The following is a 14,644-nucleotide window of genomic DNA, read 5'->3' as shown; positions in this document are numbered from 1 at the left end:
GGGAACTCGCAAATTTCCTCATCCGGCCGACGTTCGCTTCTTTTCACAGTTCAAGTACGCCTACTTTCCATACTCGAAATTCCACAAAGCGCGTTCGCTCACGGAGAGTGCCGTCGCCCCTGCATCCAGAATGCCGTTCGCTTCGTCCTCCGTCTGAATCAGACCGCTGGCGATCAGCGGAATGTCGGGAAGCGCGTCCGCGAACGCGCTAACCACCTTAGGAATAACGCCGGGCATCAACTCGACCGCGTCGGGCTTCATCGTTTGCGCCATTTTCAGCCCGTTGGCCAGCGCCAACGAATCCAGCACGAACAGATGAAGAACCGCGTACAAGCCCGCTTGCTTCGCCTCCTTGATCAGATGGCTTTTGGGCGTCACGATTCCGTTGGCGCCGACGAAGTCGCGGACAAACTCGACGCTCTCCCGATCGGTGCTCGACAAGCCGCGGATCAGATCGAGATGCACGAACGCGCCTTTGCCCTGCTCCCGCGCCAGCCGTACGCCATGAATGACGTCCGTTAAGCTTCCCCCCATAAAAAAGAGATGGTCGACGCGGCTGCTTAACGCGATATCCAGTTCGTCGCTCGTACGCAGTGCGGCGATGACCGGCCTTCCGGCAAGAAGATGCAGCAACGACATCTTTTTATCCTCCTATGGTGAAGTGGCAGGCAATAGATGAATGACGCGATAGCCGCCGGCAAATCCGGGCTCTGTCACATATTGGCAGGAGCCTCGTCCGAATGGCGACGCATGGCCGAAATGAACATGACCGCAGAAAACGCCGACGAAATTGTCATACGGATTGTTCAGCAGCAGCTCGTAAAATGCTCGGGTCGCGGCCGTCGTTTTCTCGACCATCCATTCTTTGCGAAGCTTCTCGTCCCACCCTTCCGCCGCCATCATAATCGGAGATCCCCAAATTTTCACGACTTCAGGCAGCAGGCTGGGAACGTAAATCGGAATATGCGAGAACAACAGCGTCGGAAGCCCCTCGGCCAACCGCTCCCGGAAAAAAGCCAATTGCTCTTCCGTAATCTGATAAGTGCTGTTGTCGATCGCGACCAGGTTGACGCCCTGCAGCGCAATGGCCCGATACGCAGGCTGTCCTCCGGTAATCCGGTCGAACTTCGGATATTGGACCGCGCGCGTCCGCTCGCCCCAGCTCTGATGCGGATACTCCCAATCGTGATTGCCCGGCGTGTACAGATACGGCATGGCAAGTCTCTTCAGACGCCCTTCAAGATGCTCCAAGTTGCCTGTCGTGGCCCCGTTGACGACATCGCCCGTCAGCGCGACGCAGTCGAACGACTTGTCGTTGGCATAACGCAGCGCATCGTCAAAGTGGTTTCGCGTCGCCAGTGCGTCAAATCCGTAAAGACGCATCGATTCCGCGAATGCCTCTTCCCCGTCTTTTAAATCCGTTTCGTTCATATGGCAATCCGTCACATGCAGCAGCGATAGCGGCCGGATTAAGCCCTCGATTTTAATAATCGCTTGTTTCTGATTCGGAACCGGCACATGCTCGATTCTCATACGTCTAATCCCTCCATGATTCGCCTTAGCTCCGCCAGATCCTCCACGATCCAGTCCGCAGCGCGATACTCGTCCGCGGTTCGGCTTCGTTCCGCCGCCGTCCTTCCGTCTAACCATATGGTGCGCATTCCCGCGCCGCGGCCGCCGACAATGTCCGTATTATAATTATCGCCGATCATTACGCATTCTTCAGGCCGCGCTCCGCATCGCTCCAGCCCATAGGCAAACAGGTGCGGCTCAGGCTTGCCGACATATTCCGCCCGCAGCCCGGTTATCGCTTCGACCGCTGCGGCGAGCGCTCCCGTCTCCGGCACTTTGCCGCCATCGAGCCCAGGGTGGGACAAGTCGGCGTTGGCCGCGATCAAGCGCGCGCCGGCCCCGACGGCAGCGCCGAGCATTTCCAGCTTTCGGTAGTCAAAGGCGATATCCAATCCGATGACGGCCGCATCGACCGCAGCTTCTTCGTTATCGAAGACGACGATGTGCCCGGCGGCGCTCAGCGCCGCGCAGAGCTCATCGCTGCCCGCCGCCCGGATTGAAAGCCGGCCATAACGCTCCGATAAATACGTCCCGACGCAATCTGTTGCGGTTACAACATCCGCGGACGGCGTCTCCAATCCCATTGTCCGCAGCTTTTCGGCAATGGTCTTGGCCGACGAACGGGAATTGTTGGTCACGAAAATTACCCGTTTGCCGGATTGTTTTAAAGCATCGATTACCTCTGTCGCGCCCGGCGCAAGGGCGTCGCCAAAATAGACGCAGCCGTCCAGATCGAAAAAATAGGCTTGGAATGAATAAAACAATTCTCTATGCAAGACCGTTTTCCCCCTTTTTCGGACATAAATTGTTTGAATGTGAGTCGGACAACGCTCCTGGAACGGCAAAAAGCTCCGAACGGCAAACAGACCGCGAATAGTCGCGTCCCTTTGCCATTCGGAGCTTTCTCTCGTCCGTCACTCCAAACGTCACGTACAGTATGGCACATCCCTGCGTCTTTGGCAATGAGAGAAAGGACGGTTACGCCAATCCCGTCCGTACCGTCAGCGCCGAATCTGCGAATCGAAACCGTTGCAACCAACATTTTTCGATTCCGTAAAGGTATAGTGAAATGTTTATTGCATGATATAATGAAGTCGGTTTATGTCAGATTTAGGGAAACAACATGTCGAAGGAGAGAGGTTAGTGGCTGCCAACGGAAGACCGTTTTATCCGGGCTGGGTGATTTTCCTGGTTCTGTTCGTATTTTTCCCCGCAGGTTTCGTTCTTATTTTTTTGCGGGCATCTAAACATAGAAATTATCCTCATCTTAGACTTCTCGATTACAAAATTTGCGCCAACACCCTTTTAGTTCTATTTATCTTAATGACCGTCTCTTACATAAACAGCCTGGCGACCGATGGCAGCCCGATTTTAGAGGTTTATCTGGTGTGTATCGCGTTCCTCTTACTGCCTAGTATTTTCATGTACGTCAAGGCGAACAGATCGAATAAAGCTATGCTGCTGCGCTACGATCAGTATCGTTCCATGATTTACGAACAGAGGCTGACTTCCATGGCGCAAATCGCAGCTAACGTGGGATTGCAGCCGATTGTCGTCGGTCACGAGCTGGAGAGAATGGCTTATTTGGGACTGCTGCCGAACGTTCATATCGATCCGATTACCCATACGATAGTGTTGATCTCGGATCGGGCAAATCCTCCAACGGATGCGGCGGATAGGTCTCCGCCAAGAACCCTAAATTGCTCCACCTGCGGAGCAAGAACCGTGCTGCGGCCCGGAGAAAGCAAGGAATGCGATTATTGCCATACTATCGTCAGTTATGCGTAACGACTTCTTATCGGAATGAGATGTAAAAAAGCCCAATCGACATAAGGATGCGAAAAATCGCTTCCCTTGCCGCTTGGGCTTTTCTTTGTCCGGCACTTGCCAGTTCGGACGATCGTTTCCGCTCCTATTACGGCCTCCCAGATCGTTGCGCGCCCCGTGAGGTCTGCCTTACGCCTCTAAGGTCGAACTCGCCAAACCCCTTCGCCCGCTTCGTTCTCTCCTTCTCTGACCGCTTCGATCGTCCAGCCCCGGCCGTAATCGGCAGGGAAGCCGAGGATGGAATCCGGCTGGCCCGAGTAGTATTCGTATAGCCGCAAAGCAAACAAATACGTATGATCGTCGACGCGACGCTTGCCGGACAACTCGAAGGTCATATGGTGCGGATTGGAAGTTCCGCGAAAGAATGCGTCCAATTGTTCAGGGTCTTTGCCCGCCTTCCAATCTTCGCTTACCCATTTCAGCCCGGCCTCGGGATCTCGGCGAGCCCATGCCGAAGCAAACTCGTTAACCGCCTTTAGAGCAAACAAATACTCTCGCGTAATTTGCGGCGGATTGACGACGGCTGGAGAGGACCCGTCGGATAGCGTCAGCTCCTCCAGAGGCCCAAGCGACGCGGCGACGAACAGCAGTTGCTCCTTGCTGTACGGCTTGGCCGTGCTGATCGACAGATACGTCGAGTCTCGCTGCAAATACCAACTCCCACCCGCCTCGCTGTCGGGAAATCCGATCCATTCCGCCGTATAATCGGGAAAATACCGCTTCTCGGGAGATACGCCTCCGCTATCCTTCGGTCGCAGATCCGTCTTCGATTGACGAATCGAGAAATGCGGGTACGATAGCTTCAGTACGCCATCCCGTTCCCGTTCCGCCTCCACCCCGTAATCGGTCGCAATGCCTTTGCGCGGTACGAACGGCTCGAAAACGCGCAAGCCGTCGGCAAGCTCACGAATGCGAAGCACCTCCTCGCTCGTATACGGGATTGCAACGAAGCGCTCCGATTCGTACTCCTCCCTCGAATAAGTCTGAAAATGCTTTAATCCGTTCCGTTGCAGCCAGTACAGCTTATACGACGAACGATCATCCTGTCCGTAAGCGGCCAAAATCGCGCCTTCATCGGTAATAGATACCGCATCGGTCTGCAAGGCATCGTTCAACGAGCTTCGCTCTATGCGCCCGCCATTCCACCGATATACCGCCATGTGCGGACTCGTTCCGGCGGCAGAAACCACCTCCAACTGCCCGTCATGGTCGACGTCCATCTCCAAAGCATGCCCTTCATCCACGACAAGCAGCGGCTTCGGAACGCCGTCTACCAGCTCGAAGTAGCGGCTAATCGAGGCGGCCGCTCCGACAGAGCCTTGTATTTTGAACGCTTCTTTGCCGAATAGCCATAGATTGCGCACCGTCAGCTGATTGTCTTGATCGTAAGAATAGCCCGCTATCGCTCCTAAATCGTATGCAGCCTCTCCCTTAATCAGGGCCGCATAAAGATGATCGGTGTCGTTTTTGCGCGCATAGATGACAACTTTGGGCTCCCGCGAACCGTCAACCGCATACAGGCTCGTTTCCTTTACGATACGTTCCGCTTGCTTTAATCCTCCTTTTAGCAATTGAACCGAACCCCGATTCGAGTAGTTCTCCCACGATAGCGGGACATCCCCTTCGTTGTCCGCCTTATCGGCGGCTTGTACGATCGAGGCTTGGACGACCCCTTCGTTATTCGCAAGCGCAGAACGGTCGCTCGCCTTTTCCTCGATAAGTCTCTCTTGAGCCGGGGCAGAACTGCACGCCGTACCGGATAGCAGAATCGCCGCGGCAACAGCCAGCTTAATCCTCATTGGCATCACTCCAAAAATCAATTGTACCCATATAGACGAGTGAACACCGAGCTTAGTTGATTTTTTATTTACTGGAAACAGGAGCAACCGAATTAGAGACCTGCGGAATGGAGATACAGAGAATGAAAGAGAATAGGCGTCAGCTTTCTGACCATCACATTGTAAAGGCGAGACAAGATGAAGAAACAACACCTGTATGCCTTGCCGGAACGAAGGCGGGAGCTTGAGCTTCGCCTGGGGGAAAGCTCCGATCTGATCGCGCGGGAATGCCGTATCGGCCAAGATGCGACTCCGGCGCTGCTGATGTGGATCGACAGTCTCGTGGACAAGCGTACGTTGCAGTTGACGACGCTCACGCCCCTGCTGTCCCTGCAGACCTCGCCTCTTCCTTCGACAGATCCGTCCGAATGTCTGGATGAGCTGTGCCGCTCCTTCGTCTCCGCTCCCGAGGCTAAAGTCGTCGACACGATAGACGAAGCGCTCCCTATGCTCATGAGCGGCTGGACGCTGCTTTTATTGAACGGCGCCAGAGGTATTGCCACAATACAGACGAGCGGCTGGGACAGGCGAGGGATCGAAGAAGCGCCCTCCTCAACCGTTGTGCGCGGTCCGCGCGACGGTTTCGTAGAATCGCTCGACATCAACATTTCGCTTGTCCGCCGCAGACTGCGCAGCGCTGCCGTCCGCGTCGACAAGCTTAAAGTAGGCGAGCTGTCGCATACCGATGTCGCCGTGATGTACATCGATCAGAGAGCGAAGCCGTCCATAGTCGAAGAGGTCAAAAGCCGGATTCGCAACGTGAAGATCGACGGCGTGCTCGAATCCCAATATATCGAGGAATTGATCAAGGACAATCCGGCCTCCATCTTCCCAACCGTATACAGCACCGAGAGGCCAGACGATGTCGCCAACATTTTGCTGGACGGCCGGGTCGCCATTATCGTGGACGGAACTCCGTTTGCGCTTGCGCTGCCCACGACGCTGGTTCATTTTCTGATCACAACCGAGGATTTGTATTTGGCTTATCCGGTAGCAACGTTTATCCGTTGGCTCCGTTACGTCGGTTTTATTATGAATTTGCTGCTGCCGTCCCTTTATGTGGGAACGCTGACCTTCCATCCGGAAATGGTGCCGCCGCAGCTGCTCAGCAGTATTCTGACCGCCCGCGAAGGCGTTCCGTTCCCCGTGCTTATGGAAACGCTGCTGATGGAAGCGACTTTCGAGGTGCTGAGGGAAGCTAGCGTCCGGATGCCGCGTTCGGTCGGTTCGGCGATCAGCATCGTCGGCGCATTGGTCATTGGGGAATCGGCCGTACAGGCCGGCATTATTTCTTCTCCCGCTATCATCGTCGTCGCGGCGACGGCTATCGCTTCTTTTACGATTCCGTCCATCGCTTTATCGGGCACGGTGCGAATTCTGCGTTTTGGAATGGTGCTGCTGGCTTCGATGTTCGGACTGTACGGCATCATGATCGGCGTGTTCCTGCTCGGCATACACTTGGCTTCAATCAAATCGCTCGGCGTGCCGTATTTGACACCCATTGCCCCATTCCGCAAGAAAGAATTTCTGAAAACGATCTTTCGCGTTCCTTGGTTCATGCTGAGCAAGAAAAAAAATTCGCGGCGACGGGCCTGAAGGAGATGCCTCTTATGAAGCTTCTCAAAGCCGGCATCTGCCTGCTGGCGATGATGCTTATCAGCGGCTGCTGGGGACAGATCAACTTCGACCAATTGACCGTCGTATCGGCGATCGGACTCGATCCCGCCAAGGACGGCATGGTTCGGGTGACGCTCCAGCTGTCCAATCCGACGCTGCCGGTCGCTGCCGGCGGAGGAAGCCAGCAGCGCAGGCCTTACGTCAACTACGACGCCATCGGAGTCACGATCCAGGAAGCGGTGGAGCGCATTCAGCATCAAGCGAAAAAGAGCTTGTTTTTCCCGCAAACGAAAGTCGTACTGATCAACGAACAATTCGCCCGCCGAGGGTTGGACGATACGCTGGATTATTTCTGGCGGGAGACAAATCAGAATTTGAACAGTTGGGTGCTCGTGTCAAGACTGCCAGCGCGCCAAGTGCTCGATAAAGCGATGGAGCTTGAACCCGTCCCGTCTGAGGAATGGAGAAAATATTTGCAGGGCGATTGGAAACGTCCGCTCCAGGTCGACGTCCAGATGTACCAGTTCCTGCCCCGGCTGAATCAAATCGGTTATCAGGCCGTCAGTCCGGGCATCGGACCGTTCAACGCAAGCGGAAAAACCGACATTATGGAGATCGGGGATACGGCCGTATTCAAAAACGATCGCATGGTCGGATGGCTTAGCGGGGAGGAAAGCCAGATCGTTAATTGGCTGACCGGCGTCAGTCGGCGAGGCAGCTTCCATACCGACTTCGCCAAGGAAGAAAGCGTCAGCTACAGCCTGAACTCGATTCGAGTCAAAGTTACGCCGCTGATAAGAGGGGATCGGCTTGCCATGAAGGTACGGATCAAAGGAGAAGCCGAAGTTCTGACCGCCACTCTGCCGCTGCACTTTGGTACGGAGCAAGCGATGCTCCGGGATACGCTAAACAAGCAAGTGAAGTTAGCGGTGGAAGATACGATCGATAAGCTGTTCGTTAATTATGCCAGCGATGTGATCGGCTTCGGAGAAGCGCTGCACAGAAGCATGCCGTCGGAATGGAAAAAACGTAAATCCAACTGGGACAAGGAGCTTCGCCAAGTAGACGCGGAAATTTCCGTCTCCTTCCGGATTAGAAGAACGGGACTGCTCCAATAGGAGCCGCCCCGTTCCCCGGATCGGCTCCCGAAAAGGAAGATAAGCATGAATAAACAGCAAATTTCAGAGCGACAGTTCTTCTTTATCATTTTCGTATCCATCGCGTCGCTTACCTTCTTTTCCGTGCCTTCGCAGCTTATTCCGAAGGTGAAGCAGGATCTATGGCTATCTATGGCGCTAGGCATCACAATCGACGTGTTCGTCGCTCTGCTGCTGTACCGTCTCGGCCTTAAATATCCCAATCAATCGTTTGTTCAGTATTCGCGGACGATTCTGGGCCCTGTCGGCAATTTGATCAGCGTGATCGTGCTGCTCTTTTTCATCGCTGTGTGCGTGACGGCTATCTGGATCTACAGCGACCTTCTGTCCAGCTCGCTGCTCCCCGACACTCCGCTCATCGCCTTCTCGTCGACGCTGACTCTGTGCTCGGGCTGGGCGGCAATCAAAGGGATTGAAACGATCGCCCGGCTCAGCCAGATTCTCGGAACGATCATGCTGATTACCTCGTTAATTCTGTTCGCCACTTCTATGCCGGACTTAGAACTCCGTAATTTGCTACCGCAATTCGAGAACGGGGTACGTCCGGCTTTGATGGGGGCCATTTATCCCGGCAGCTGGTTCGGTATCTGTATCTTGATGGGGATGCTCATGCCTTATCTGCGTCATCCCAGGAAGACGTTTAGAGTCAAAGCGAATGCGGTGTTTCTAGGGGCGCTTGTCATGACCGGATATTTGCTGTACAGTATCGCGGTTTTGGGCATCCCTATGGCCAGCCAGATGGAAAACCCGATTTACGTCTTCACTCGAGTCACTCAGCTAATCATTTTCGAGAGAATCGAGGTGCTGACACTGCTGGTGTTTGTCTCCGGTTCGTTTATTACGTACGCTACGCTGTACTATTCGATCTCCCAAGGTTGCTCTGAGCTGTTCCGCACCAAGAGTCACAAAATTTGGGTTTACGCGTTAAGTCCGATATTTATCGTCCTTCCCGTACTAACCGCCACGGAAAGCTTTGGGCAGTGGCCGCCTTATCTGGATTTCTGGTTCCCCGTCATCGCCTTGTCCATTGAAGGAGGCAGCGTCGTGCTGCTGTATGTCGCTTCGCTCTTCCGCAAGAAAAAACGATGATTAGGGAAAAGAATATACAGTTCGATTCCAACGCGAAGAAGCCACCGCATCAAATACGATGGCTCCCTACTCTTTCAGCATTTTACTATATATATACGATTCCCTGCACTCCTCTTAACTGCTTGTCCAAAAGCTTAAAATGTTTCTGAGACAGAGTAATACTTTTCGATTGGCTGGTTGTTTCTATTTCAAAGTAGGCTTTGACAAAGATGCGATCCATTTTGCAAATTCTCGGTACATGGACAACGATGTTCCGATCCACCTTCTCGAATTGGTAGCCGCCCTGCTTGAGCGCTTCCGTCCAATAGATCAAAGTACCAGGAATGTAGAACTGGTCGTCCAGCGTGTGAACAGCTATCCACTTCGATGTCAGATCCGATTGAAGGAACAGGATGTCGCGAACCGGAAGATTCGAAATCCCGCTCTTTCCTTCGATGTCCCTTGTAACAGTTAATTGCATGGCTCACCATCTCCGAAATTTACTTCAACAATTCTGCTGGAGTTTCTTCTTGATGAACATACGACCAACTTGCCGTACTTACGATGATCGTAGCCAAACCGCCTAGCAATGAAGCTAGAGTAAGAAACAGCTTCTTTTTCATTCGCCTTCCACCTCCCTTCCTCGGATCAGGGTAAGCGTCTGGAGGAGAAAAGCCGCAGCGAGCACATCCGATTGGATAACCAGATTACTCGCAATAATAGCTAGCGACGCAAGCTTGAGTAAAGGATAGTACTTCGCAGGAATGCGCGTCTGCTTTTCGATCCGAGAAGGTGCAAACACCAGCGCGAGCAGCAAAGGTAGCGCCGTTACCAGAAGCAAGATCATCGAATTAAAACTGACGAACGACAAAGCCGTAGCGCCCGCAGTCGAAACAATAATACATAACGTCCCGGATTTCAGATGAACTCCACCGGACACTTGTCTCAGGATTGCGTACCCAATTAATACAATAATAACCTCATTCACTTTCCCAGTAAATAGAGAAATCAACAAAGAGAAACCAATAATAAATAAGGTGTTAAGAATAAATGAAATCGAGTACTTAAGCACCTCGACACTTTGCGGCGATTCGGGCACGACTTTCTTAATTCCTACTGCAAGCTGCCTGGAAAGTCCATCTACCATTTGGACTCCTCCTTACGAAAGGCGTAGGTTAGAAAAATAAATAAAGCAACTGCAAGAACGATTAGATTCGTAAAAACAACTTTGAAGTACATGATGACGCAAAGAACGCTAAGGAAGCATAACAAGAATAAAATAATGAAAACTCTCTCCCACTTAAGTCGCAGCTTCTCAAATTCAAAAGAAAATCCGTAGCCCATTTTGTAGAGCAACCAGCCGATTGCTACGCCCACTATCCCTGTAATACATTGAAGCAAATAGCCTCTCCAAACAAATTCCTGTATCTGATCAATAGACATATAGTCATCTGACAACAATATGATCAACGTTTGAAGCAAAACATAAGCCGTATATCCTGTAACGGTCATTACGATCGCCCAAATAAACGGAATCCGTATGAATATCGCCAGAAACAAGATCGTTAAAATGATGTTAAATATCGGAGAGATTGCCGTTAACGCAAGCTCGTCGCGAATGATAAAGCTCTGAACATTCGTCGCTGTAATCATCAACAGAATCGGCCCTATAAATTTCATGAGATCAACTCTGAATATGTATAAAATAAAGGCGTATACTGCAAGACCATCAAACGTAGAGAAAATCATATACCCAAGAAATGTGCCCATTTATATCTCCTCTGGTCTAAACAGCATGTATATTAAGTATGATAAAATCCCTATTTCCTTCTAGGATATATAAATCCATTTTGTTTGACAACATTAAATAATTTTAATTATTCTCCTGGGAACTAGAAGCTTTGTGATCGGGTGATATTTGGGATATAGTGGGATAATGTATGGGTTGAGGACGTGACGAGAAGTGAACATCGATGAATTGGTCTCTTATTTCAACTACCAATTTGAACCGGACGAACAAGCATTTATTCAACTGACAGGCAAAGAGGAACGCGGAATCCGGGATAAAGTAGCTTCGAAGATGCACATAAACGGTAAGTTGGTGAAACGAGAACTTCCAATTCTTGTGAATCTAGTGCGCAGTCAGGTTGATTTAGCCATCTACAACGTGGCAGAAGAAGTAACCGATTTAATTGAATTCAAGCTGATGTATTCCTGGGATCTCATGTGGGATCATTACTTCCTGACGGGTAGGATCGGCAGATTTATTGAAAACGATTTTTTGAAAATGGTGAACTGCGACCTACAGTGCAATCAATTTGTCGTTTTCAGCGTGATTCATCCGAAGAGGAAGGAACTTTTTAGTGACGCAGATCTTAAATTTCTGCCGAGATCCTACTTCCGCGACTTAAACAAATTTCTGAAGTCGAATGCTTTGGAGGAATTGAACGAGGAGCTGTGCTTGAATAAACTGTCTTCCGGACTCTCGCAGTATTATTCGGAAATAAGACATGTTAACCATAGACTTGGATCTTATAGAGAGTGCGCAGTAGATTTGCATCATTGGATAATGAAGAGATAAGCGCCGAATCCCCACGCGCAATTCCGAAAAATAAAAATCGTCCTCCCGAGCAGCGCTTGCGCCTGATTCGAAAGGACGATTATTTAATTACTCAGTAACCAAGAACATTGACTATCCTCCTGCACGGCCACTATGTTTTAACCGATAGCCCCGCAGGCGCCAATCAGCTTCCATACGCCCCATTCGCCGCTCAAATCGGGCCGTTCGCCTTGCGTCCACCACTTGGCTTCGTACACATTGCCGTTATAGGACACTCGCTGTCCTCCCGTATAGACTGTTCCGGTACTCCATTCCTGCTCGGTGCACGCATTTACCGGCTGGGTGCTTGCCTGGATCGTAGTCGGAGCCGACACGTTCCCTGCCCCGTCGCGAGCCGTAACGCTGAAGGTGTAGGAAGTGTCCGCATCTAAACCGTTTATGACTACATTAGTAGCGTTCACATCGATGCTATTCGTGCCATAAGTCACCGTATAGCCTGTAACGCCGACGTCATCGCTGGAAGCCGACCAGCTTAAAGCAATGCTGTCTACCGTCTTCGCGCCGACCTGTAAATTCGTCGGAGCCGTCGGAGGCGTAATATCGTTGGATGGCTCCGTCGTGACGGAAACCGCATTGCTGACTCCCGATTCGTTGCCGAAGATGTCCACCGCCTTGACGGTGAAAGTATACGGCGTATCCGGTGTCAGCCCGCCGACGGTTGTCGACGTAGCGTTTACGGTTGCGCCGCCTGCTCCGTAGGATACAATGTAGCCTGCCACTCCGCTATTGTCCGTAGAAGCATCCCATTCCAGGCTTACGCTGTAAGAGCCTACATTTGTCGTCCGGAGATTGCCCGGAACGGTTGGCGGCACGGTTTCCACCGGAATGCGCGGACCACTCAAATCGCTCGTCAGCTTGTTCAGCAACGTTTTATTTCGATCGCCGCTAAACTCCCAGAACATGGCGCCCGCCAGTCCCTTTGACTTAATATAGTCGGTCTTGTGGCCGAACGATTCGGTATCGTCGTAGGAAATAAAATTGCCGTTAGAAGCATTGTACAAGTACGGAACCTTCGCCACGTCGTTCCAATAACGAGTGTAGCCATTCTTGTTAATATAGTTGTTCTCCAGATCGGAGTAATCGAACGAACCTTTCTCCCAAGTTCCGACCGTCGTTACCCCGCTGCACGCTTGGTACTGACCGCTTGCCGCATTGGCGCAGCCGCCCCAGCCGCGGCCGTAGAACGGCGTACCCAGCACGAGCTTGGTCGGCGGCACGCCGTTATCCAAGTATGTCTGCACCGCCGTCGCGATGTTGAAATCGGCTGCATTGGGAACCCCGCCCGCCGTCGCGGCCGGATCGTAATACAGAGGAGAGTTATGGGCGCTGACCGTCTGCCATCCCCCATTGAAGTCGTAAGTCATAATGTTGATGAAGTCGACAACCTGTGCGATTCCGGCCAAATCGTTGTTGCCCACATAAGCTGGGCTTGCTCCGGATGCGATGGTTAATTCATAGTACTTGCCGTCCGCCGTTCCTGCGGCGTCCAGCTTTTCTCTTATCTTTTGCAGCAGCAGCACGTAATTCGCCCCGTCCTGCGCTCGCACGCTGTTCCCCGGCAGTCCTCCGCTTACCGGGTACTCCCAATCCAGATCCACCCCGTCAAAATTGAATTTGCGCAAAAAGTCGACGGCGGAATTCGCAAACACTTCCCGAGTCGACGGATCTGCCGCCACATCCGAAAAGCGGTTCGACCAGCTCCAGCCGCCCACAGAGATGATCGTTCTCAGATGCGGATTGGCCGCCTTCAAACGATTCAGCTCGGCAATATTGCCGGAGTAAGGCGCATCCCACGGATCTCCGCCCATCCTTTTACCGGTATCGATCCACGGGTCTCCCAGCACGATCGTTCCGTTCGGGACGTTAATCGATTGGCTGTTTTCATTCTGACACGTCCAGGTTACCGGATTGGGCCCCGTCGGGTCGGGGTTGCCGTGCCGTCCGTTCCAACAAATGTCGGCAAAAGCATAGTTAATATGAGTTACCTTGGAAACGTCCATATCCATCACTTGATAATTGCGCCCGTAAGCGCCCCATGAAGGATAATAGCCTACAATCTTGTAATCGTTACCCGAAGCCTCTGCTTTCACGCCGGGCAAACCCAGAAACTGAAACAACGAAAACACGAGAGCTGCTATCAACGAAATCATGGCGCTTTTACGATACGACACTCCTCTTAATTCCACTACTTTCTGCCTCCTTTAGATTGGAAAATCGAATGACAACGCTTTCAAAACCGATGTTTTGAATCACTTCCCGTTGCCTCAGCACAGTTTGTTGTTCCTCACCTCCAATTGACCGATTTGCCGTTTGCATCAGACAGTTTGATAGAGTAAATTTGTCGAAAAATAAGCGAGGGCGCAAGCTACGAATCTGTCATCGAGATAAAACGTTTACATAGATTGGATGCAATTGTAATCGGTTTCTGCCTATATTGTCTGTGAAAATAAGAGGAAGAAAAAGGGGGAAATTTCCGTGATTCGGGATAAATTACGATGATGGAAATTCGCTTCTCTTGTCGTATTCGCTGAGAGTTGGAGGTCTTTGGTCCTATAAGACAAAAGAAAAAACGAGCAAGTTGCCCGTTCTTGAAGTCGATGTCTGTTTTGTAGGAACCGCCCTTGTTAGTAGATTTGGCCTTTCGTAGTACTCGGGTAACCTCTGACAGTGGTTTTCATTATAACGCAGTTACTGGCCCGTTAATTCGATCCTCTTGAGAGGGAGCACACGCTAGTTATTGATTTTTTAAAGCGGACAATCCGCTCTAAATTCGCTGCGACACCCTTTCCGGGAGATTTAAGGTGGATTTTCCGCCTTAACGGTGCGACCCCCTAATTCCGGAGTCTTCCGTATCAAACCGACTCATGTCGCAGTTATGCTCTTTATTTCACGTTCTTTCTCGGCCAGAAGAATTTTGACCGGTCATCTAGACTCATGACCCATTC

General features: G+C 51.7%; 14 protein-coding genes. 5 read left to right on the top strand and 9 right to left on the bottom strand.

The genetic code is table 11. From position 1 onward, the window contains the following. Positions 1-60: 60 nt before the first annotated feature. The 3 genes from DFP98_RS18750 to DFP98_RS18740 are packed head-to-tail and all read right to left on the bottom strand — an operon-like array spanning position 61 to position 2,348. Positions 61-639 carry a glycerol-3-phosphate responsive antiterminator gene (locus DFP98_RS18750; RefSeq protein WP_116062137.1) on the bottom strand — a complete coding sequence of 193 codons (579 nt, stop codon included), beginning with the start codon at positions 637-639 and terminating at the stop codon, positions 61-63. 12 nt (positions 640-651) lie between these two features. Further along, positions 652-1,533 carry a metallophosphoesterase family protein gene (locus DFP98_RS18745; protein ID WP_181917782.1) on the bottom strand — a complete coding sequence of 294 codons (882 nt, stop codon included), beginning with the start codon at positions 1,531-1,533 and terminating at the stop codon, positions 652-654. Next, the gene (locus tag DFP98_RS18740; RefSeq protein ID WP_181917781.1) at positions 1,530-2,348 is read right to left on the bottom strand and encodes an HAD-IIA family hydrolase; all 819 of its coding nucleotides are present in this window, start codon (positions 2,346-2,348) and stop codon (positions 1,530-1,532) included. The genes DFP98_RS18745 and DFP98_RS18740 overlap by 4 nt, the downstream gene beginning before the upstream one ends. A 367-nt stretch (positions 2,349-2,715) precedes the next feature. Between DFP98_RS18740 and DFP98_RS18735 the strand changes: the two genes are divergently transcribed. Next, positions 2,716-3,360 (top strand): hypothetical protein, encoded by a 645-nt coding sequence (locus DFP98_RS18735; protein ID WP_116062134.1) that lies wholly within the window; start codon positions 2,716-2,718, stop codon positions 3,358-3,360. Positions 3,361-3,536: 176 nt separating this feature from the next. On the opposite strand, the gene DFP98_RS18730 is transcribed toward DFP98_RS18735, so the two are convergent. Next, positions 3,537-5,198 (bottom strand): hypothetical protein, encoded by a 1,662-nt coding sequence (locus DFP98_RS18730; RefSeq protein WP_116062133.1) that lies wholly within the window; start codon positions 5,196-5,198, stop codon positions 3,537-3,539. 177 nt (positions 5,199-5,375) lie between these two features. On the opposite strand from DFP98_RS18730, the gene DFP98_RS18725 reads away from it, so the two are divergent. Genes DFP98_RS18725 through DFP98_RS18715 form a run of 3 tightly spaced genes read left to right on the top strand, consistent with a single transcriptional unit; the run spans position 5,376 to position 9,100 of the window. Next, positions 5,376-6,833 (top strand): spore germination protein, encoded by a 1,458-nt coding sequence (locus tag DFP98_RS18725; protein WP_116062132.1) that lies wholly within the window; start codon positions 5,376-5,378, stop codon positions 6,831-6,833. Positions 6,834-6,847: 14 nt separating this feature from the next. Then, positions 6,848-7,972, top strand: coding sequence for a Ger(x)C family spore germination protein (locus DFP98_RS18720; RefSeq protein WP_181917780.1), 1,125 nt, complete (start codon positions 6,848-6,850; stop codon positions 7,970-7,972). 45 nt (positions 7,973-8,017) lie between these two features. Next, the gene (locus tag DFP98_RS18715; RefSeq protein WP_116062130.1) at positions 8,018-9,100 is read left to right on the top strand and encodes a GerAB/ArcD/ProY family transporter; all 1,083 of its coding nucleotides are present in this window, start codon (positions 8,018-8,020) and stop codon (positions 9,098-9,100) included. Between the two features lie 85 nt (positions 9,101-9,185). Here the strand turns inward: DFP98_RS18715 and DFP98_RS18710 are convergent, their stop codons facing one another. From DFP98_RS18710 to DFP98_RS18695, 4 genes are read right to left on the bottom strand one after another with little or no spacing between them, the layout of a single operon-like run. Continuing rightward, positions 9,186-9,560: a LytTR family transcriptional regulator DNA-binding domain-containing protein gene (locus DFP98_RS18710; RefSeq protein ID WP_116062129.1), complete on the bottom strand. Its 375-nt coding sequence runs from the start codon at positions 9,558-9,560 to the stop codon at positions 9,186-9,188. A 19-nt stretch (positions 9,561-9,579) separates the two neighbouring features. Further along, entirely contained in the window at positions 9,580-9,702 is a 123-nt protein-coding gene (locus tag DFP98_RS18705) for a cyclic lactone autoinducer peptide (RefSeq protein ID WP_116062128.1), read from the bottom strand. Next, complete coding sequence (locus tag DFP98_RS18700) at positions 9,699-10,226, bottom strand: accessory gene regulator ArgB-like protein (RefSeq protein ID WP_116062127.1); 528 nt, start codon at positions 10,224-10,226, stop codon at positions 9,699-9,701. The genes DFP98_RS18705 and DFP98_RS18700 overlap by 4 nt, the downstream gene beginning before the upstream one ends. After that, positions 10,220-10,849 carry a hypothetical protein gene (locus tag DFP98_RS18695; RefSeq protein WP_116062126.1) on the bottom strand — a complete coding sequence of 210 codons (630 nt, stop codon included), beginning with the start codon at positions 10,847-10,849 and terminating at the stop codon, positions 10,220-10,222. The genes DFP98_RS18700 and DFP98_RS18695 overlap by 7 nt, the downstream gene beginning before the upstream one ends. A gap of 193 nt (positions 10,850-11,042) precedes the next feature. On the opposite strand from DFP98_RS18695, the gene DFP98_RS18690 reads away from it, so the two are divergent. Beyond that, on the top strand, positions 11,043-11,660 hold the full coding sequence (locus DFP98_RS18690; RefSeq protein ID WP_116062125.1) for a hypothetical protein: 618 nt from the start codon (positions 11,043-11,045) through the stop codon (positions 11,658-11,660). A gap of 137 nt (positions 11,661-11,797) precedes the next feature. Here the strand turns inward: DFP98_RS18690 and DFP98_RS18685 are convergent, their stop codons facing one another. After that, positions 11,798-13,849 carry a glycosyl hydrolase family 18 protein gene (locus tag DFP98_RS18685; RefSeq protein ID WP_116062293.1) on the bottom strand — a complete coding sequence of 684 codons (2,052 nt, stop codon included), beginning with the start codon at positions 13,847-13,849 and terminating at the stop codon, positions 11,798-11,800. Between the last annotated feature and the right edge of the window lie 795 nt (positions 13,850-14,644).

It is taken from the genome of Cohnella phaseoli (genome assembly GCF_003386235.1).
Lineage (GTDB): Bacteria > Bacillota > Bacilli > Paenibacillales > Paenibacillaceae > Cohnella > Cohnella phaseoli.
The sequence above is the reverse complement of the archived record's forward strand: the minus strand, read 5'-3'. Positions and strand labels throughout refer to the sequence as shown.

Excerpts from the sequence above, each read along its gene's own strand:
- DFP98_RS18745 (WP_181917782.1), bottom strand. The coding sequence starts at position 1,533 with ATGAGAATCGAGCATGTGCCGGTTCCGAATCAGAAACAAGCGATTATT.
- DFP98_RS18700 (WP_116062127.1), bottom strand. The coding sequence starts at position 10,226 with ATGGTAGATGGACTTTCCAGGCAGCTTGCAGTAGGAATTAAGAAAGTC.
- DFP98_RS18725 (WP_116062132.1), top strand. The coding sequence starts at position 5,376 with ATGAAGAAACAACACCTGTATGCCTTGCCGGAACGAAGGCGGGAGCTT.
- DFP98_RS18715 (WP_116062130.1), top strand. The coding sequence starts at position 8,018 with ATGAATAAACAGCAAATTTCAGAGCGACAGTTCTTCTTTATCATTTTC.
- DFP98_RS18750 (WP_116062137.1), bottom strand. The coding sequence starts at position 639 with ATGTCGTTGCTGCATCTTCTTGCCGGAAGGCCGGTCATCGCCGCACTG.
- DFP98_RS18685 (WP_116062293.1), bottom strand. The coding sequence starts at position 13,849 with ATGATTTCGTTGATAGCAGCTCTCGTGTTTTCGTTGTTTCAGTTTCTG.
- DFP98_RS18710 (WP_116062129.1), bottom strand. The coding sequence starts at position 9,560 with ATGCAATTAACTGTTACAAGGGACATCGAAGGAAAGAGCGGGATTTCG.
- DFP98_RS18730 (WP_116062133.1), bottom strand. The coding sequence starts at position 5,198 with ATGAGGATTAAGCTGGCTGTTGCCGCGGCGATTCTGCTATCCGGTACG.
- DFP98_RS18720 (WP_181917780.1), top strand. The coding sequence starts at position 6,848 with ATGAAGCTTCTCAAAGCCGGCATCTGCCTGCTGGCGATGATGCTTATC.
- DFP98_RS18705 (WP_116062128.1), bottom strand. The coding sequence starts at position 9,702 with ATGAAAAAGAAGCTGTTTCTTACTCTAGCTTCATTGCTAGGCGGTTTG.
- DFP98_RS18695 (WP_116062126.1), bottom strand. The coding sequence starts at position 10,849 with ATGGGCACATTTCTTGGGTATATGATTTTCTCTACGTTTGATGGTCTT.